The 19464-nt window shown below is 66.6% G+C and carries 14 protein-coding genes; 9 read left to right on the plus strand and 5 right to left on the minus strand.

Annotated elements, in window-relative coordinates:
- Nucleotides 1–15: 15 nt before the first annotated feature.
- Both AC3A3W_RS11770 and AC3A3W_RS11775 read right to left on the minus strand, forming a co-directional pair.
- Nucleotides 16–1770: a glycosyltransferase family 39 protein gene (locus tag AC3A3W_RS11770; RefSeq protein ID WP_487442969.1), complete on the minus strand. Its 1755-nt coding sequence runs from the start codon at nt 1768–1770 to the stop codon at nt 16–18.
- Nucleotides 1771–1895: 125 nt separating this feature from the next.
- Entirely contained in the window at nt 1896–3134 is a 1239-nt protein-coding gene (locus AC3A3W_RS11775; RefSeq protein ID WP_487442971.1) for a bifunctional glycosyltransferase family 2/GtrA family protein, read from the minus strand.
- Nucleotides 3135–3383: 249 nt separating this feature from the next.
- Between AC3A3W_RS11775 and glmM the strand changes: the two genes are divergently transcribed.
- Complete coding sequence (gene glmM, locus AC3A3W_RS11780; RefSeq protein WP_487442973.1) at nt 3384–4757, plus strand: phosphoglucosamine mutase; 1374 nt, start codon at nt 3384–3386, stop codon at nt 4755–4757.
- 145 nt (nt 4758–4902) lie between these two features.
- Nucleotides 4903–5808, plus strand: a complete 906-nt coding sequence (locus AC3A3W_RS11785) for a hypothetical protein (RefSeq protein WP_487442975.1) — start codon at nt 4903–4905, stop codon at nt 5806–5808.
- A 49-nt stretch (nt 5809–5857) separates the two neighbouring features.
- On the opposite strand, the gene mscL is transcribed toward AC3A3W_RS11785, so the two are convergent.
- The 3 genes from mscL to coaA are packed head-to-tail and all read right to left on the minus strand — an operon-like array spanning nt 5858 to nt 8244.
- The gene (gene mscL / locus AC3A3W_RS11790; RefSeq protein ID WP_487442977.1) at nt 5858–6253 is read right to left on the minus strand and encodes a large conductance mechanosensitive channel protein MscL; all 396 of its coding nucleotides are present in this window, start codon (nt 6251–6253) and stop codon (nt 5858–5860) included.
- Nucleotides 6254–6295: 42 nt separating this feature from the next.
- Entirely contained in the window at nt 6296–7273 is a 978-nt protein-coding gene (locus AC3A3W_RS11795; protein ID WP_487442979.1) for a M15 family metallopeptidase, read from the minus strand.
- 5 nt (nt 7274–7278) lie between these two features.
- Nucleotides 7279–8244, minus strand: coding sequence for a type I pantothenate kinase (gene coaA, locus AC3A3W_RS11800; RefSeq protein WP_487442980.1), 966 nt, complete (start codon nt 8242–8244; stop codon nt 7279–7281).
- Between the two features lie 180 nt (nt 8245–8424).
- On the opposite strand from coaA, the gene glmS reads away from it, so the two are divergent.
- From glmS to AC3A3W_RS11835, 7 genes are all read left to right on the plus strand, one after another.
- Nucleotides 8425–10317, plus strand: a complete 1893-nt coding sequence (glmS, locus tag AC3A3W_RS11805) for a glutamine--fructose-6-phosphate transaminase (isomerizing) (protein WP_487442982.1) — start codon at nt 8425–8427, stop codon at nt 10315–10317.
- Nucleotides 10318–10321: 4 nt separating this feature from the next.
- Nucleotides 10322–10669, plus strand: coding sequence for a holo-ACP synthase (locus AC3A3W_RS11810; RefSeq protein ID WP_018776647.1), 348 nt, complete (start codon nt 10322–10324; stop codon nt 10667–10669).
- Between the two features lie 43 nt (nt 10670–10712).
- The gene (locus AC3A3W_RS11815; RefSeq protein ID WP_487442984.1) at nt 10713–12284 is read left to right on the plus strand and encodes an NAD(P)H-hydrate epimerase; all 1572 of its coding nucleotides are present in this window, start codon (nt 10713–10715) and stop codon (nt 12282–12284) included.
- Between the two features lie 72 nt (nt 12285–12356).
- Nucleotides 12357–14828 carry a glycogen debranching protein GlgX gene (gene glgX / locus AC3A3W_RS11820; protein ID WP_487442985.1) on the plus strand — a complete coding sequence of 824 codons (2472 nt, stop codon included), beginning with the start codon at nt 12357–12359 and terminating at the stop codon, nt 14826–14828.
- Nucleotides 14825–17152, plus strand: a complete 2328-nt coding sequence (gene treY, locus AC3A3W_RS11825) for a malto-oligosyltrehalose synthase (RefSeq protein WP_487442987.1) — start codon at nt 14825–14827, stop codon at nt 17150–17152. Before glgX ends, treY begins: the two co-directional genes overlap by 4 nt.
- Entirely contained in the window at nt 17149–18939 is a 1791-nt protein-coding gene (gene treZ / locus AC3A3W_RS11830) for a malto-oligosyltrehalose trehalohydrolase (RefSeq protein ID WP_487442989.1), read from the plus strand. The genes treY and treZ overlap by 4 nt, the downstream gene beginning before the upstream one ends.
- Before the next feature lie 113 nt (nt 18940–19052).
- Nucleotides 19053–19464 (plus strand): aldo/keto reductase (locus AC3A3W_RS11835; protein WP_487442991.1); only part of this gene is annotated, 412 nt, incomplete at its 3' end.

Raw genomic sequence — 19464 nt, forward strand, 5'->3', positions numbered from 1 at the left:
GGCCTCGTGGTGCGGTCAGTGCCTAAGGTCGTAGATTCTGACGCCGTCAACGTTTTCCCCCTTGAAACTGGACTGAACCCAATCCGTGATGGCAGCAGCGTCCTTTCCCAAAGGGATTTCGTCCACTATCGGCTGTTGCCAAATGAAATATGCGATCCTGCCGTCCGCCACAAGTGCCTTGAACCGATCGAAGGTGGGGGCAGGGTCGTTTCCGAGCCACCCGCCGAGGGCAATGACCGGACGCTGCGCTGCGAGCTGATACTGGGCGGCGTTTTGGGCCGTGTACGTGGCCGCCGCCCATTCAGCGCCGTCGGATTCCCTGAGCAGGGTGGTCACCTCTGCGGATGGTTCGACGCCGAAACCAAGGTGGCGGTCCAGCGGCGGGTCGCCGCGTCGGGCAGCGTCAAGATGGGCGGACAGCGCCAGAGGGTTATTGGCCACGGGGCCGGAGAGCGGATTCGTGCCCACCTGTGATCGGTTCAAGGTGATCAGGTCTGTGGCCACCGGTGCCAGCACAAGTGACGCCGCGACGAGGGCGAGGGCCGCAAAACGCTGGGTGGAACTCCTGGCCCACAGCCACCCCACCGTCGCTAGGATCGTCGCCCATGCCACAGCGATCGGCCAGAGCCCCCAGTCATCGCTGTACTGGAAAATCCGGAAACCAACGTAGCCGGTCCCTATCAGCAGGACCGCACCAATTAACCGGGCAACCATCCGCTGCCTCTGGCTCCAGAGCAGGTGGAGCCCGATTGGCACCACCATTGCCATTGGGGCAGCCATCGAGAAGACATAGTAGGTGTGCGTCATGGTGCCCAAGAAGCTCAACAGGGTGTAGGAAGACACCATCCACGCGACGCCCACGGTCATCAGCCCTGAAGCGGCCCGGCTTCGGACCGACTGCCGCCACAGCAGGACCAACGCGAGAGCACAGGCCAGGGCGGTAAAGAGAAGCCAGCCGCCTTCCGGTGCAAAGTTTGCATTGAACAGCCGGGATAGGCCGCCATCGTACGCCTCGTCGGATGGTGGGGGAGAGCTTGGATTCCCCGTCTGGCGATCAGTGCTGAAGCGGAGGAACCGCGCCAAGCCGTTGTAGTCCAGTGTCAGTTCGAGCATGCTGTTTGTTGCGGATCCGCCGACGTAGGGCCTGTTCTCCTGCGGTGTCAGGTCCACTACGGCCATCCACCAGCCGCCGCTGATGACCAGCGCGGCGAGGGCGCCCAGAAGTCTTACCAGGCGTGATGCCAGGGTGCCGGCGCCGAACAGGAGTACCGCCAGCACCAAGGCCGGGATGGGCAGGAAGGCCTGGACCTGTTTAGCCATGAACGCGAGGCCGAGGGCGGTCCCTGCCAGCAGGTACCAAGACCAGGCGTTGTTTTCCAATGCCCTGATAACAAAGTAGACGGCGGCCACGGTGAGGAGTCCCATGAGCGGCTCGGGGTTGTTGAACCGCGACATGAGAACCACAACGGGCGTCGTGGCGTAGATCAGGCCGCCCAGTAAGGCCGGGGCAGCGGGGTGGCTGCGGCGGATGATCTTATAGATGAGCCAAGTGGTCGCGATCCCCATAAGTGCCTGGGGCACCAGAATCGCCCATGAGTTGAGTCCGAAGAGCCGGACCGAGAGTGACATGATCCAAACGCTCAAGGGAGGTTTGTCGATGGTGATCAGGTTGCCGGCGTCGAGGGAACCGAAAAAGAATGCCTTCCAGTCCTGGGACCCGGCCTGGGCCGCTGCCGAGTAGTAGGGATTCGCCCACCCGTTGCGGTCCAAGCCCCAAAGGAACGACACAGCAGTAGCTGTGAGAAGAGCAACCAGCCCGATCCCCTCCCACGGCAGCGGCCTGGGGTCGGCGCTGTCGACTCGATGCGCCGCAGTCCGCCTCGCCGCGGTGACGCTCAACGGACCGACTGTCCGGCGGGCCGCAGCGCAAGGACCACGGACTGCTCATCCCTTCGGCGGACCCGGAAGACCCAGATCCGGAGCAGCACGAACCGCATGAGGGTCGCAAGAACGTTGGCTGCCGTCAGCGTGAGCAACTCCATGTTCGCCGTGGCGTCCAGGTTCACGGAGTGCAGCATCCACAGCGACGAAGAAGTGATGCCCCAAGCCAGCAGGAAAACGATCAGGCCTTGGACTTGCTGGGTAAACAGTCTGTCCGGCCCGCTGATGCCAAAGGTGAAGCGGCGGTTGGCTGCGGTGTTGCCGACGGCGGTCAGGAGCAGGGACAGGAAATTGGCCTGCTGTGCCCCGAAGGGACCCTGGAGAACCATATAGAGCAGTGCAAATGCCAGCGTTGAAACAGCGCCCACCAGGCCAAAACGGACCACCTGGCCAAAAAAGCTGGGCCGGCCCGGCGGTACGATCGGGCGCCGGCCCAACTCCGCGTAGATGGCCTGCACCGGAATGGACCCTTTTACAAGGGATCCGGCCACACGGACCATGCCCCGGATGTCGTCGAGGGCGGTCTGCCTGATATCGACGCGGCTGTCCGGGTCATCTACCCAGTCAACAGGTATTTCATGGATGCGCAGGCCTGAACGTTCGGCAATGATCAGCAGCTCGGTGTCAAAGAACCAGCCGTTGTCTTCCACATGCGGAAGCAAGCGCCGGGCAACATCATTGCGAATTGCCTTGAACCCGCATTGGGCATCGGAAAAACCCACCTGCATTGTCCGGCGGAGCAGGAGATTGTAGGACCTGGAAATGAATTCGCGCTTCGGCCCGCGGCTCACGCGTGAACTTTGTCCCAGCCTCGTTCCGATGGAAATATCTGAGTGCCCAGAAAGGAGCGGCGCCACCAGCGGGGGAAGCGCGGCGAGGTCGGTGGAAAGATCGACGTCGAGGTACGCCAGGACTTTGGCCTCTGACGCACCCCATGCATCGCGGAGGGCGTATCCCCGCCCCTTGGCTTCAAGACGGCGATAGTTCACATGAGGCAACTGCTCGCTGAGACGAGCTGCAATCACCGGAGTCCGGTCAGTGCTTGCATTGTCTGCAATGGTTATCTTCCACGTCGAAGGCATTTCATTGGTCAAATATTCGGAGAGCCTTTTGATGCTGTTTTCGAGCACCGCTTCTTCATTGAAAACCGGTACTACAATTTCGAGCGCCAAGCCCCAGCTGCTAGGTGTCATGCATGGAATGGTAGGGGCCGGTCAAAACCGATAGCGAGGCCTTTACCCAAAGAGGGGTACCTCCAGGGAAAAGAGAGGTATTGCCAAGAAAAAGAGACGTACTTTCACAATAAACCCAAGTAGTCCACGTGCTTGTCATGGCTCTGCGGCAGGTAGTCGGGCAGGTAGTCCGGCTGTACTAAACAGGTACGCAGGTCTCGAAGGACACCACTTCGGCAGCCTCCTACCCCATCCTCTACACTTGACCCGATGTCTACATTATTTGGAACAGACGGTGTCCGGGGCCTGGCGAACGGCCTGCTGACCGCCGAGCTTGCAATGCAGCTGGCCCAGGCCGCCGCCGTCGTGCTCGGCCATGAACGCACCGCCGAAGGTGCGCGGCCGCGGGCCGTGGTGGCGAGGGACCCCCGCGCAAGTGGCGAGTTCATTGCCGCTGCTGTGGAGGCCGGGCTGTCCAGCTCCGGCATCGATGTCTATGACGCCGGTGTCCTCCCCACGCCTGCGGCGGCCTATCTCGTGGCCGACCTGAAGGCGGACTTTGGCGTAATGATCTCCGCCTCCCACAACCCTGCTCCGGACAACGGCATCAAGTTTTTCGCTCGGGGCGGCCAGAAACTCCCCGACGAGGTGGAGAACGCCATCGAGGAGCAGATGGGCAAGGAGCCGTTCCGGCCCGTCGGAGGCGAAGTGGGCCGCATCCAGCGCTTCTCCGACGCCGAGGACCGCTACATCGTCCACCTCCTGGGCACCCTTCCGCACAACCTCCACGGCCTGAAGGTTGTCCTGGACTGCGCCCACGGTGCCGCCAGCGGCTGCTCCCCGCAGGTCTTCAAGGACGCCGGCGCCGACGTCGTGGTCATCGGAGCCGAGCCTGACGGACTGAACATCAACGAAGGTGTTGGATCCACCCACCTGGGCCCGCTCAAGGCCGCCGTCGTGGCGCACGGCGCGGACCTTGGCATCGCCCATGACGGCGACGCCGACCGCTGCCTTGCCGTGGACCACGAAGGCAACGAGGTGGACGGCGACCAGATCATGGCCATCCTGGCTATAGCGCTCAAAAACGCCGGCAAGCTCACCGACAACGTCCTCGTTGCCACCGTGATGAGCAACCTCGGCCTGAAGATCGCGCTGCGCAACGCCGGCATCGAGATCCGTGAGACGGGCGTGGGGGACCGGTACGTCCTCGAAGAGATGCGCGACGGCGGCTTCAACCTCGGCGGCGAACAGTCCGGCCACGTGATCCTCGCCGACCACGCCACCACCGGAGACGGTGTCCTGACCGGCCTGCAGCTGGCAGCCCAGGTGGCGCTCACCGGCAAACCCCTGAAGGAGCTGGCCACGGTGATGACCAAGCTCCCCCAGGTCCTCATCAACGTGAAGGACGTGGACCGCGCCCGCGTCAAGGGCGACCAGGTCCTCGCCGCAGCCGTGCGTGTCGCCGAGGCGGAACTCGGTGACACAGGCCGCGTGCTCCTCCGCCCCTCCGGCACCGAACCTGTTGTACGCGTCATGGTGGAGGCCGGAAGCCAGGAGACCGCGCAGGTCATCGCCGAGCGCCTCGCGCAGGTGGTCAAAACCGAGCTGGCCCTGGGCCGTGTCCCCAGCGAGATGGTCCCCTAACCAGGGTTGCCCCGGAGTAACAAGAAGCGGTCCGCCTCCCCTTGGGGAGGCGGACCGCCTTGCTTTGCCCATTGTCTCTGACGCTCGCTGCCGTAGACTCGCGTGTGCCGAAGGACTGTCGATACTCGTGTGAGGACGGATGGGAATGGTGCACCACCCGCTGAAGAAGCATGACTGTACTCTTCACACCACTGATGCTGTCGAGCGCCTGGGACTCCTCGTGCCATGCATCGCGGAGGAGGAAGTCGGGCCGGTGCGGCCGGCCGAGTTGGCGGACTGGATTTCCGTCGAGGCCGAGGACGAACCCGAAATCGCCAAACACGGCTGGCTGGTGGAACTGGACGACGGGGTCGGTCTGCTCGTTCGCCCCGATCACGACGACCTGGCAGACCTGTTGGGAGAGCAGATCGGCGTCCACTCGGTTGTCCAGCTCGATCGCGAAGTGTTCGCCGTTGACGCGCCCCGGTTGTGTGCCGATGGACTGCGCGCAGCTGTTATGCAGGCTGTCGCTGCTGCCAACAGGAGGGCCCGTGACCCGCATCTCGCGGGTCAGCCGGGCGCCCCAGTAGGAGACGGCGTCGCCCCGCCCGACCCTGCCGCCACGGCTCAGACAACACAGCCGGCACAACCCGTGGAACCTCCCGAAGACGACGATCTGTGCCGGCTGGTCTCCGGGGACGCCGCCAGCGACGGCCAGAAAGTTCAAATATGGGTCAACCGGAACGGCATCCTCATCCTGCCCGCCGGCACCATCCCGCATGGCCCCCTGGACCACAGCGAGAACCCACACTTTCAGCGCGCCACCGTTACGTCAGCTCGTGCGTCCGAACTTGCAAAGCGCCACGCAGGAAGATGGATTCCCTATTCCTCCCTCAGCGACGTCCAACTGCTCCGCCCCGGGCTGGTGCGGCGTCGCTGGAGAGCTACCGTCGACGAGCAGAGTGGCGCTTCTTCCTCGTTGAGCTGGCGAGGTACCCGTCAACACGCCCTGCTATTCGGGGTCTACGTCGTCGCCGGGCGCGGCCGCGCACCGGTGGACGGGCTGCTCTAAACGGACGAGCCGGGTAAGCAGGAGGCGTTGGCCGTCGAACGGAAGTTGCTCACTTCCTCGACTCGCTGCGGAGCGAATCCCGGATTTCGGTGAGCAGCGCGATCTGCGGGTCTTCGGCGGCTTCCTCCTTGACGTCCTGGTTGATGCCCAGCTTGCGGTTGCGGCGTTCGATCATGTGGTTCATGGGAACGACGATGACAAAGTAGATCGCGGCCGCCACCAGCAGGAAGTTGACCACGGCTGTGAGGAGCACGCCGAACCGCACATCGCCGAAGGCCAGGAAATCGTCGAAGTTGGGCTCTCCCACCAGCAGGGAAATGAGCGGCATCATGACGCTTTTGACCAGTGCGTCCACGACGGAACTGAAGGCGGCGCCGATGATGACGGCCACGGCAAGGTCAATGACATTGCCCTTGAGGATGAATTTCTTGAATCCGGTAAGCATGGGAACCAAACTATCGCACGGGCCCCGGCCGGCGTGTCACGGCTACGGGTACCCCGGCGCCGCTTCCAGCCCGAAGTACTCCTCGAGCGTGGCGATCCCGCGCTTCCGCATGTCCGCGGCCGCCTCCACCCCGATGTACCGCAGGTGCCACGACTCGTAGTAGTAGCCCGTAACGGGGTGCAGCATCCACGGGTAACGCACCACGAAGCCGAACCGGTGCGCGTTGGCCTTGGCCCACACAGCGGCTGGCTGCTCGGCAAAGCACGGCTGGAAACTGCAGGCCCCGCCGCCGTCTCCGATGTCGAACGCCCATCCGGTCTGGTGCTCGGAGTGGCCCGGCCGCGCTGACGCGGTGTCGGCGGCCGCCTGCCCGCGCGCACTGACATGGCCGTTGTACGTCGCCACCTGCGTGGCGTAGGAACGGTAGCCGCTGGCCAGCGTCATCACCACGCCGTCCGCCGCTGCCGCGGCGAACATCCGTTCCGCGGCAGCCGCCGTCGTGCGGTTCAGCAGCGCCGCCTCGCCGGATACGGCGAGGGCAACGCGCGGCTGTACGAGGTCGCGCGGGACGTAGTTGGCTGGCTTCAGCGGCCGCCGCTTGTTGACCACCAGCCAGGGGCTGGCCGGGTCGGTCAGCGAGTACTGCCGGGGGAGGCGGGCAGCAGCCGACGGCCTTGCGGGCGCTCCGGTCGGGGTGGTGGCGGCCGACGGCGGTGCCGTCGCGGAGCGAGTGGCAGGGGCCGACGGCGGTGCGGACGCGGTTGCGGTCGGTGCCGCGGAGGCGGATCCGGTCGGTGACACCGTGCCGGACGAAGCGCCCGGCGAGCCGGACGCCGTCGGGAGCGCCGGCGTCGTGCCCGTCGTGGCGGCGGGTGAAGGCTGGGTACCTGCCGGAGTGCAGGCGGCCAGCACTGACAGCCCCGCACCGGCAAAGAGCAGCCGTGCAACGAGGCGCCGGCTGGGGGCGGAAACGAGGTTATCTGCCGGACGCTCCGGCCCGGGGGAGCAGTCGTAGCACACCTGTGCTAGACCTTCCTCAGCAGCATCCGGCGGACGGAATGGTCCGCTTCCTTGGTGAGGACAAGCTGCGCCCGGCCCCTCGTGGGCAGCACATTCTCTTCCAGGTTCGGTTCGTTGATGCGCTTCCAGATGTCACGGGCCGTCCGCTCGGCTTCATCGTCCGAGAGGGTGGCATAGCGGTGGAAGTACGACTCGGGCTGCGCGAACGCCGTGGAGCGCAGCTTGCGGAACCGGTCCACATACCACTCCTCGATGTAGGAGGTCTTGGCATCCACGTAGATGGAGAAGTCGAAGAAGTCGCTCAGCGCCAGCCCCTGGCGGCCGTCATGCCGCGGCCTCGCCGGCGCCAGGACGTTCAGCCCTTCAACAATGAGGACATCCGGGCGGCGGACCACCACTTCCTTGCCGGGAACGATGTCATAGGTGACGTGCGAATACCACGGCGCCCGGACTTCCTCCGCCCCGCCCTTGATCTCGCTGACGAACCGCAGCAGCGCCCGGCGGTCGTAGGATTCCGGGAAACCCTTGCGTTCGAGCAGCTGCCGGCGCTTTAGCTCGGCGAGCGGGTACAGGAACCCATCTGTGGTGATCAGCTCGACGTTGGGCGTCCCGGGCCAGCGCCGGAGCATCTCGCGCAGCACGCGGGCGATGGTGGACTTGCCCACGGCCACCGATCCCGCGACGCCGATGACGAAAGGCGTCCGCTGGGTCTGTTCGCCCAGGAACGTGGTGGTGGCGGCATGCAGTTGGCCGGCGGCCTCGACATAGAGGTGCAGCAGGCGTGACAACGGCAGGTAAACCTCCCGGACCTCGTTGATGTCCAGGGGATCGCCGAGCCCACGGAGGCGCAGCACATCCTCTTCATTAAGGGGCTGTTCCATCTGGGCTGCGAGCCGGGACCAGGTCTGCCGGTCCAGCTCCACGAACGGCGAGACACCTTCCCCGTTCGCTTCATTGCGTTGCGAAGTCACCCTAGAGATTCTGCCCCTCGCAACGCCGAGAGCGAAATGCGAGGCGCCGTAAAGCCGCTGATGACGGGCCCTTTCGTGCCCTTGCAGGCGTTCCATCGACCGCTTTTGCGGCAACCGGCGTACGCCCCGCCGGAGGTCATCCGACGTCGGTTCTCCTCGAAGCCGGTTAGGCTTATACCCATGTGTGGAATCGTGGGTTATGTAGGGCGTACGTCTGGCCGGGCTGATGCCGGGCACGGTGCGCTGGATGTTGTTCTTGAGGGTCTGCGCCGTCTGGAGTACCGGGGGTATGACTCTGCCGGTGTGGCCGTGGTGGCCGACGGGGAGATTTCCTCGCGGAAGAAGTCCGGCAAGCTGAGCAATCTGCTCGCTGAGCTGGAGGCGCGTCCGTTGCCGGCGTCGCTGACCGGTATCGGCCACACGCGCTGGGCCACCCATGGCGGCCCGACGGACCAGAACGCGCACCCGCACCTGTCCGACGGCGGGAAGCTGGCGGTGATCCACAACGGCATCATCGAAAACTTCGCCGAGCTGAAGCAGGAACTGCTGGCCAAGGGTGTGGTTTTCGCATCGGAGACCGACACTGAGGTCGCGGCTGCCCTGCTGGGGGACATCTTCCGGAACAAGCTTAACGGCGACGTGTCCGACGGCGGCCTGACCACCGCGATGCAGCTGGCCTGCCAGCGCCTTGAGGGCGCGTTCACGTTGCTGGCCGTACACGCGGACCAGCCGGACGTCGTGGTGGCCGCCCGCCGGAACTCGCCTCTCGTGGTGGGTCTGGGCGAGGGGGAGAACTTCCTGGGATCGGACGTCTCCGGGTTCATTGACTACACCCGCCGTGCGGTGGAGCTGGGCCAGGACCAGATCGTGACGATCACCGCTGACACGGTGGAGATCACGGACTTCTACGGTGCCCCGGCCGAGGGCAAGGAGTACCACGTTGACTGGGACCCGGCCTCTGCCGAGAAGGGCGGCTTCGCCTCCTTCATGGAGAAGGAAATCCATGACCAGCCCGACGCCGTGGCGCAGACGCTGCTGGGCCGTTCGGACCTGAACGGCAAGCTGACCCTGGATGAGCTGCGCATCGATCCGGCGCTGCTGAAGAGGGTCGACAAGATCATCGTGCTGGCCTGCGGCACCGCCGCGTATGCCGGCATGGTTGCCAAGTACGCCATCGAGAACTGGTGCCGGATCCCCACCGAGGTGGAGCTCGCCCACGAGTTCCGCTACCGCGACCCGATCGTTGGCCCCAACACGCTGGTGGTCTCGATCAGCCAGTCGGGCGAAACGATGGATACGCTCATGGCCGTGCGGTACGCCCGGGAGCAGGGCGCCATCACGGTGTCGATCTGCAACACCAACGGGTCCACCATTCCGCGTGAATCCGACGCCGTGCTGTACACGCACGCCGGCCCGGAGATCGCGGTGGCGTCCACGAAGGCCTTCCTGGCCCAGATTACGGCCGCGTACCTGCTGGGCCTGTACCTGGCGCAGCTGCGCGGGAACATCTTCTCCGGCCAGATCAAGGACGTGCTGGCTGACCTGGGCAAGATCCCGGCGAAGATCCAGAAGATCCTCGACAATGCCGGTGAACTGCGCGACCTCGCCCGCAGCATGAAGGACGAGAAGTCCGTGCTGTTCCTGGGCCGCCACGTGGGCTACCCCGTGGCCCTCGAGGGTGCGCTGAAGCTGAAGGAAATTGCCTACATCCACGCCGAGGGCTTCGCCGCCGGTGAGCTGAAGCACGGCCCCATCGCGCTGATCGACGAAGGCCAGCCGGTCTTCGTGGTGGTGCCCTCGCCGCGCGGCCGGGACTCGCTGCACTCCAAGGTGGTGTCCAACATCCAGGAGATCCGCGCCCGCGGTGCCCGCACGCTGGTGATCGCCGAGGAAGGCGACGAGGCGGTCCGGGACTACGCCGAGCACGTCTTCTACGTGCCGGAAACTCCCACGCTGCTGATGCCGCTGCTGACCACCGTGCCGCTGCAGATCTTCGCGTGTGAACTCGCCGCCGCCAAGGGATACGACGTGGACCAGCCACGCAACCTGGCCAAGAGCGTCACCGTAGAGTAAGCCCATGATTGTTGGCATCGGCGTAGACGTCGTGGACATTGAACGGTTCGGCCGCCAGCTGGAGCGCACCCCAGGGCTGCGCGACCGGCTGTTCGTTCCGGCCGAACGGGAACTGAACACCCGCTCCCTTGCGGCGCGCTTTGCCGCCAAGGAGGCTGTGGCCAAGGTCCTCGGGGCGCCGGCGGGCATGAACTGGCAGGACTGCTGGATCGGGCTGGACCAGAACGGCCCCACGATCCAGGTCAAGGGGACAGTGCTGGCCGTGGCCGAGGCCAAGGGCGTCAAACGCTGGCATCTGTCCATGAGCCACGACGGCGGCATCGCCACCGCGACCGTCCTGGCCGAGGGCTGACCCCGGCGGACCGTCGGACAAGCACCGCGAACGGACTGGACTGATGATCAGCGCCTATACCGGAACCCAGATACGGGAGGCTGAAAAGCCCCTGCTGGATTCAGGTATGGGCGCTGTTCTCATGCAGCGGGCCGCCTACGGCCTTGCCAACGCGGTGGTCTCGGAGCTGCGGACCCGCGGCTCCCGGCTCTACGGCTGCCGCGTCGTGGTGCTGACCGGCAAGGGCAACAACGGCGGGGACGGCCTCTTCGCCGCCGCACACCTCGCGGGACGGGGGATGCGGACGACGGCGGTCCTCGCCGCGGACAGCGCCCACCCCGACGCCCTCGCAGCCTTCGAACGGGCCGGCGGCCGGGTGGTCCACCTGACCGAAGCCAACGCCCCTGACTTGGCAGCGCAGGCCAGCCTGGCCGACGTCGTCATCGATGCCCTCCTCGGCACCGGCGCCCAGGGCGGGCTGCGCGGCAGCGCCGCGGCCCTCGTGTCCTTGCTTGCTGAACGGCCGCCCCGCCTGGCGGTGGCCTGCGATGTCCCCAGCGGAGTGAACTCCGACACCGGAGAAACGGCGGGCCCGGTGCTGCCCGCCGATCTCACCGTCACCTTCGGCGGCGCCAAGGCCGGCCTGCTGGCCGACCCGGGCGCGGACTACGCCGGCACGGTCCACGTGGTACCGATCGGGATCGAGGACGGGCTGCCCTGGCCCGCGCTGCGGCGGTTTGAAGCCTCCGACCTCGCCACGCTGCTCCCCAGCCCTCAACGCCGCTCACACAAGTACTCCCGGGGCGTCCTCGGAGTGGTGGCAGGGTCCGCAGCGTACCCGGGAGCTGCGGTGCTCGCCTGCCGCGGGGCTCTCGCCTCAGGCGTGGGCATGGTGCGCTACCTCGGCCCGCCGGACGTCGCCGACCTCATCAGGCAAAGCTGTCCGGAAGTGGTGTGCGGCACCGGAACAGTCGCCGACACCCACGTTCAGGCGTGGCTCGTGGGATCCGGCGTGGACGGTTCCGATGACGAACAGATGCAGCACGTCCGCGACGCCGCCGATTCCGGGCTGCCTACCGTGGCCGATGCCGGCGCTCTGCCGGCCCTGCCCGACGTCCTGGCCCCGCAGGTGGTCCTGACCCCGCACGCCGGCGAACTGGCCACCCTGCTGCAGCGCCTCGGCGCCGGCATGGACCGTGAAGCCGTGGAAGCGGCAACCCTCGCGGCGGTCCGCCAGGCCGCGGGCCTGACGGAAGCCACCGTGCTGCTGAAGGGGGCCACCACCCTGGTGGCCTCGCCCTACCAGGACTTCTACAGCCAGTCCGACGGCACACCCTGGCTGGCCACCGCCGGCAGCGGTGATGTGCTGGCCGGCGTCATCGGTGCGCTGCTTGCCCAGGTGGGGTCCGACGTCGGGCGCTTCCGGGCGGCGGGCATCGATCCGGACGAGCGCTGGGCGGCCATTGCCGCCATGGCGGCGAGCCTTCATGCGAGGGCCGGGGCAGCGGCCTCGAACGGCGCGCCGCTGACCGCGGGACGCATCGCGGAGGCCATCCCCGGAATCTGGGATAAAGTAAGTGCGCTTAGCAATCAGCGGCCGTGGCAGCGTAATAGTCGCTCCCACGGGCTACGGTAAAACCAAGTTCCCCGCGGGTGGCGCAGCACACACCCGCCGGAGGCAATGTTGGACAACGTAATAGGAGCACGAATGGAAATCTGGCCCGGATCGGCGTACCCCCTTGGCGCCACCTTCGACGGAACCGGAACCAACTTCGCATTGTTCAGCGAAAGGGCAGACAAGGTCGAACTGTGCCTCTTCGACGAAGACGGCACGGAGACCAGGGTCGACGTCGCGGAAGTGGACGGGTACGTGTGGCACTGTTACCTGCCGCATGTGCAGCCCGGACAGAAGTACGGCTACCGCGTCCACGGGCCGTACGACCCCTCCTCCGGAAACCGCTTCAACCCGAACAAGCTCCTCCTGGACCCGTACGCGAAGGCAGTGCACGGCCAGATCGACTGGGACCCCGCCCTCTTCTCCTACAACATGGGCGACCCCACCTCCCGGAATGACCAGGACTCCGCGCCGCACATGATGATGGGCGTGGTCATCAATCCGTTCTTCGACTGGGACGGCGACCACCTTCCGCGCATCCCGTACCACCAGTCGGTGATCTATGAAGCCCACGTCAAGGGCCTCACGCAGCTCCACCCCGAGATCCCGGAGGAGCAGCGCGGCACCTACGCCGGCGTGGCACACCCTGCCGTCATCTCGCACCTGCAGAAGCTGGGCATCACGGCGATCGAGCTCATGCCTGTGCACCAGTTCGTCAACGACGGCATCCTGGAGGACAAGGGGCTCAGCAACTACTGGGGCTACAACACCATCGGGTTCTTCGCCCCGCACAACAGCTACAGCTCCACCGGCGACACCGGCCAGCAGGTCCAGGACTTCAAGGCCATGGTCCGGTCACTGCACCGCGCAGGCATCGAAGTCATCCTCGACGTCGTGTACAACCACACGGCAGAGGGCAACCACCTCGGCCCCACGCTGTCCTTCAAGGGCATCGACAACCAGGCCTACTACCGGCTGATGGAGGGGGACCTCCAGCACTACATGGACTACACCGGCACCGGCAACTCGCTGAACGTCCGCCAGCCGCACTCCCTGCAGCTGCTCATGGACTCGCTGCGCTACTGGGTGACCGAAATGCACGTGGACGGCTTCCGCTTCGACCTCGCCTCCACGCTGGCACGCGAGTTCTACGACGTCGACAAGCTCTCCACCTTCTTCGAACTCATCCAGCAGGACCCGGTGGTCTCCCAGGTCAAGCTGATCGCGGAGCCGTGGGACGTTGGACCCGGCGGCTACCAGGTGGGCAACTTCCCGCCGCAGTGGACGGAATGGAACGGGAAGTACCGCGACACCGTCCGTGACTTCTGGCGCGGCGAGCCGGCAACGCTGGGCGAGTTCGCCTCGCGCATCACGGGCTCGGCGGACCTCTACGAGCACTCCGGCCGCCGCCCCGTGGCCTCCATCAACTTCGTCACGGCCCACGACGGCTTCACGCTGGCTGACCTGGTCTCCTACAACGAGAAGCACAACGAAGCCAACGGCGAAGGCAACAACGACGGCGAGTCCCACAACCGCTCCTGGAACTGCGGTGCGGAGGGGCCCACGGACGACGCCAAGGTCCTGGGGCTCAGGGCGCGCCAGCAGCGCAACTTCATCGCTTCGCTGCTGCTTTCGCAGGGCGTTCCCATGCTGCTCCACGGCGACGAACTGGGCCGCACGCAGAAGGGCAACAACAACGGCTACTGCCAGGATTCGGAACTGACGTGGATCAACTGGGACAACGTTGACCAGCCGCTGATTGAGTTCACGGCGGCCGTCAACTCGCTGCGGGCCAAACACCCCACGTTCCGGCGCAGCCGCTTCTTCGACGGCAGGCCTGTCCGCCGGGGCGAAGGCGAACGGCTGCCGGACATCGTATGGCTGGACCCGGACGGCAGCACCATGCAGCCGGAGGACTGGGACAGCGGCTTCGGCAGGTCCGTGGGCGTCTTCCTCAACGGTGACGGCATCCAAGGCAAGGACAGCCGCGGGCGACGCATCCAGGACGTCAACTTCGTGCTGTACTTCAACGCCCACGATGGCGACGTCGAATTCAAGCTGCCCTCGGACGAATACGCTCCGGCCTGGGACACCATCATCGACACCGCGGGTGCGGGTGCCGATTCCGAGCCCGTGGCGGCTGGCGGCAGGCTGTCCGTTGCGGCGAAATCACTCGTGGTGCTGCGCGCGCACAGTGCCCCGGAGGAGGAACCCGACCACTCCGTTGCGGCCTCCCTGGCAGCCCTGACGCAGACGGCAACCACCGAGACGGCGGCCCTTACCGCCCCGGCCGTGCCGGAGCCGAGCAAGACCAAGAAGGCCACGCCGGCGCCCGACCCGGAGGAGGCAGCCGACGCCAAGCCCGCGGAGAAGCCGGCTGAAAAGCCTGCGGACGCGCCCGCTGACAAGCCGGACGAAAAGGTGACGGAAAAGCCGGCGGAGAAGCCGGCGGAGAAGCCAGCGGAAAAGCCCGCAGGGAAGCATCCCGGGAAGCCCGCAGGAGGGCATGCCGGGAAGCGGTCCGGGAAGCCGAAGGCAGGCAAGCCGGCAGGGGAGGACGCATGAGGACGCCCGTCTCCACCTACCGGCTCCAGATCAGGCAAGGCTTCACCCTGTTCGATGCCGCCGAAACCGTGCCGTACCTGCACTCCCTGGGCGTCGACTGGATCTACCTCTCGCCGGTGCTCAAGGCCGAGAGCGGTTCCGACCACGGCTATGACGTCACGGATCCGTCCGTGGTGGACCCGGAGCGCGGCGGTCCCGAGGGCCTGGCCGCCGTTTCCAGGGCTGCCCGTGCTGCCGGCATGGGCGTCCTGATCGACATCGTGCCCAACCACGTGGGCGTGGCCACGCCGGCACAGAACCCCTGGTGGTGGTCGCTGCTCAAGGAGGGCCGCGGATCCCCCTACGCGGAGGCCTTCGACGTCGACTGGGACCTTGCCGGCGGCCGGATCCGGATTCCGGTCCTGGGCAGCGACGACGACCTGGACCAGCTCGAGGTCAGGGACGGTGAACTGCGCTACTACGACCACCGCTTTCCGCTCGCCGAGGGCAGCTACACCGAGGGTGATTCGCCCCGGGATGTGCACGCCAGGCAGCATTACGAACTCATGGGTTGGCGGCGTGCCGACAACGAGCTGAACTACCGCCGCTTCTTCGCCGTGAACACGCTCGCCGGTGTCCGTGTGGAACTGCCGTCCGTCTTCGACAAGGCCCATGAGGAAGTGGTGCGCTGGTTCCGTGAAGGACTTGCGGACGGACTGCGGATCGACCACCCGGACGGCCTCGCCGACCCGGAGGGCTACCTGAGGCGCCTCCGGGAGGTAACCGGCGGGGCATACCTGCTGGTCGAAAAAATCCTCGAACCGGGGGAGCAACTGCCCGCCAGCTTCGAATGCGAAGGGACCACCGGCTACGATGCCCTCGCCGACGTCGACCGCATCTTCGTCGATCCGCAGGGGCGCGACGTGCTCGACCGGATCGACGCCCGGCTGCGCGGCGGCGAACCTGCCGACTACCAGCAGGTGATCCGCGGAACCAAGCGCCGGATCACCGACGGCATCCTTCACTCCGAGATCCTGCGGCTCGCCCGGCTGGTGCCGGACGGATCAGGCATCTCCCCGGAGGCGGCAGCCGATGCGATTGCGGAAATCATCGCGGCGTTCCCGGTCTACCGCACCTACCTGCCCACGGGCGGGGAAGTCCTGAAGGAAGCCTGCGAGCTCGCCGCGCGCTGGCGCCCGGAGCTGGACCAGGCCATCCGGGTGCTGCACCCGCTGCTGCAGGACACGGAACTTGAGCTCGCCCGCAGGTTCCAGCAGACCTCGGGAATGGTCATGGCCAAGGGCGTGGAGGACACCGCGTTCTTCCGCTACAACAGGCTCGGCACCCTTACGGAAGTCGGCGCGGACCCCACGGAGTTCTCGCTCGACCCGGAGGAATTCCACCGCCGGATGTCCCGCCGCCAGGCGGAGCTGCCGCTCTCCATGACCACGCTCAGCACGCACGACACGAAACGGAGCGAGGACACCCGGGCACGGATCTCCGTCATCTCCGAAGCAGCCGCCGAATGGGAGCAGGCCCTTGACCGGCTGAACTCCCTGGCACCGCTGCCTGACGGGCCGCTGTCCGTCCTGCTGTGGCAGGCCATTGCCGGTGCGTGGCCGGCAGAGCGGGAGCGCCTCCAGGCGTACGCGCTCAAGGCGGCCCGCGAGGCCAGCAGCTCCACCACCTGGACGGACCCCGACCCCGCGTTCGAAGAGACGCTGGCCGCCGCCGTCGATTCCGCGTTCGACAACCCCGAGGTCCGTGCGGAACTGGAAACCCTCGTGGAGCTCCTGGCACCGCACGGCGCGTCGAACTCGCTCTCGGCAAAGCTGGTGCAGCTGACCATGCCGGGCGTGCCCGACGTGTATCAGGGCACTGAATTCTGGGACCGCTCGCTGACCGACCCGGACAACCGCCGCCCGTTCAGCTTCCCGGACCGGAAGCGGGCCCTGGAGCAGCTGGACGCCGGTGAACGGCCGGCGTCATTCACCGACGAGCGGGCCAAGCTGCTGGTGACCTCCCGCGCCCTGCGCCTGCGGCGCAACCGGCAGGAGCTGTTTACCGGATACCGTCCGGTGCAGGCGAGCGGCCCCGCGGCCGCACACCTGCTGGGCTTCGACCGCGGAGCCGGGGGAACGCCCGGCGCGCTGACCCTGGCCACCCGGCTGCCGTTCGGACTGGCACAGTCGGGCGGCTGGCGGGACACCGCCGTCGAGCTTGAGACCGCCATGAAGGATGAACTGACCGGTGCCGGATTCGGCCCCGGGCCCGCGGCGCTTGCGGAGATTTTCCGGGCCTACCCGGTGGCGCTGCTGGTGCCTGAGACAGGAGGAACGTCATGACGCAGCAGAATTACGCGGCCAAACCCGTGCAGGGGCCGCAGCGGTTCGACATCTGGGCGCCCGAAGCAGGGTCCGTGACGCTGCTGGCCGGCGGGGAGCGGTACCAGATGGTCCGGCGCCCCGGCACCGGGCCCGAGGATGACGGCTGGTGGACGGCCGGGGAGGCGCCCGCTGCCGGCGAGGTCGACTACGGATACCTGCTCGACGGCGACGAAACGCCGCTGCCTGATCCGCGGACCCGCCGCCAGCCGGACGGCGTCCACGCACTGTCCCGCACTTTCGATCCCGGCACCTACCAATGGCAGGACAGCGGGTGGCAGGGCAGGGCGCTCCAGGGCGCCGTGATCTACGAGCTCCACCTCGGGACCTTTACGCCGGAAGGAACGCTCGACGCCGCCGCCGCAAAGCTGGACTATCTGGCCGGCCTGGGCATCGACTACGTGGAACTGCTGCCGGTGAACGCCTTCAACGGCACACACAACTGGGGCTACGACGGCGTGCAGTGGTTCGCCGTCCACGAGGGCTACGGCGGGCCGGCCGCGTACCAGCGGTTCGTGGACGCCGCCCACACCGCGGGCATCGGCGTCATCCAGGACGTGGTCTACAACCACCTCGGGCCGAGCGGAAACTACCTGCCCCGGTTCGGGCCGTACCTCAAGCACGGCGAGGGCAACACCTGGGGTGACTCCGTCAACCTGGACGGACCGGGCTCGGACCACGTCCGCCGGTACATCCTCGACAACGTCGCCATGTGGCTGCGCGACTACCGCGTGGACGGGCTCCGCCTGGATGCCGTGCACGCACTGAAGGACGAACGGGCCGTCCACATCCTGGAGGACTTCGGGGCCTTAGCCGACGAGATCTCCGCCGAGGTTGGCCGTCCGCTGACCCTGATCGCAGAGTCGGACCTCAACAACCCGCGACTGCTGTACCCCCGCGATGTCAACGGCTACGGGTTGGCAGGGCAGTGGAGCGACGACTTCCACCATGCCGTCCACGTCAGCGTCAGCGGGGAAACCACCGGCTACTACGGGGACTTCGACTCGCTGGGTTCCCTCGCCAAGGTGCTGCGGGACGGCTTCTTCCACGACGGCAGCTACTCCAGCTTCCGCGGACGCCGCCACGGCCGCCCGATCAACGCCGCCGCCGTGCACCCGGCGGCACTGGTGGTCTGCTCGCAGAATCATGACCAGATCGGCAACAGGGCCACCGGTGACCGGCTGTCGCAGTCACTGCCGTACGGCAGCCTGGCACTCGCTGCCGTGCTGACCCTGACCGGTCCGTTCACGCCCATGCTGTTCATGGGGGAGGAATACGGCGCCTCCACGCCGTGGCAGTTCTTCACCTCACATCCGGAGCCCGAGCTTGGCAAGGCCACCGCGGAAGGCCGGATCAGGGAGTTCGAACGCATGGGGTGGGATCCCGCCGTCGTGCCCGATCCCCAGGATCCGGCAACGTTCACGCGCTCCAAGCTGGATTGGGCGGAAGCCTCCGAGGGCGACCACGCCCGGTTGCTGGACCTGTACCGGGCGCTCATCCGCCTGCGGCGTTCCACGCCGGACCTCACCGCCCTGGGCTTCGAGGCCACGGAAGCGGAGTTCGACGACGACGCCCGCTGGCTGCGCTTCCGGCGCGGCGGCGTGCAGGTCCTGCTGAACTTCGCCGAGCAGCCGGTCACCCTGGACCGCGCCGGCGCCGAGCTGCTCCTTGCCACCGATGATGCCGTCCGCATTGAGGGGGGCAAGGTGGAACTGCCGGGGCTGAGCGCAGCCGTTCTCGGGGACTGACGGGCTGCTTTCGAGCGGCTGCTCTGCCGATCGCCCTGGGCCGGTGTCCGTCGTCCTGACCGGATGATGGACACCGGCCCCGGCACGGCCCGATGGCTGGCAGGATGGTACGTATGACTTATTTGGCTGCAGACAACCGCTATGAAACCATGCCGTACCGCCGTGTCGGACGCAGCGGCCTCAAGCTTCCGGCCATCTCCCTCGGCCTCTGGCACAACTTCGGCGACGACAAGCGCTTTGACGAACAGCGCGCCATCCTGCGCCGTGCCTTCGACTTGGGCGTGAACCACTTCGACCTCGCCAACAACTACGGCCCTCCGGACGGATCGGCGGAGGCCAACTTCGGCCGGCACCTGCGCGAGGATTTCAGGCCCTACCGCGATGAGCTGGTCATCGCCACCAAGGCCGGCTACTACATGTGGCCCGGCCCGTATGGTGAATGGGGTTCCCGCAAGTACCTGCTGTCCAGCCTGGACCAGTCCCTGCAGCGCATGGGACTGGACTACGTGGACATCTTCTACAGCC

The sequence above is a fragment of the Arthrobacter sp. Soil_N43 genome, from assembly GCF_057655195.1.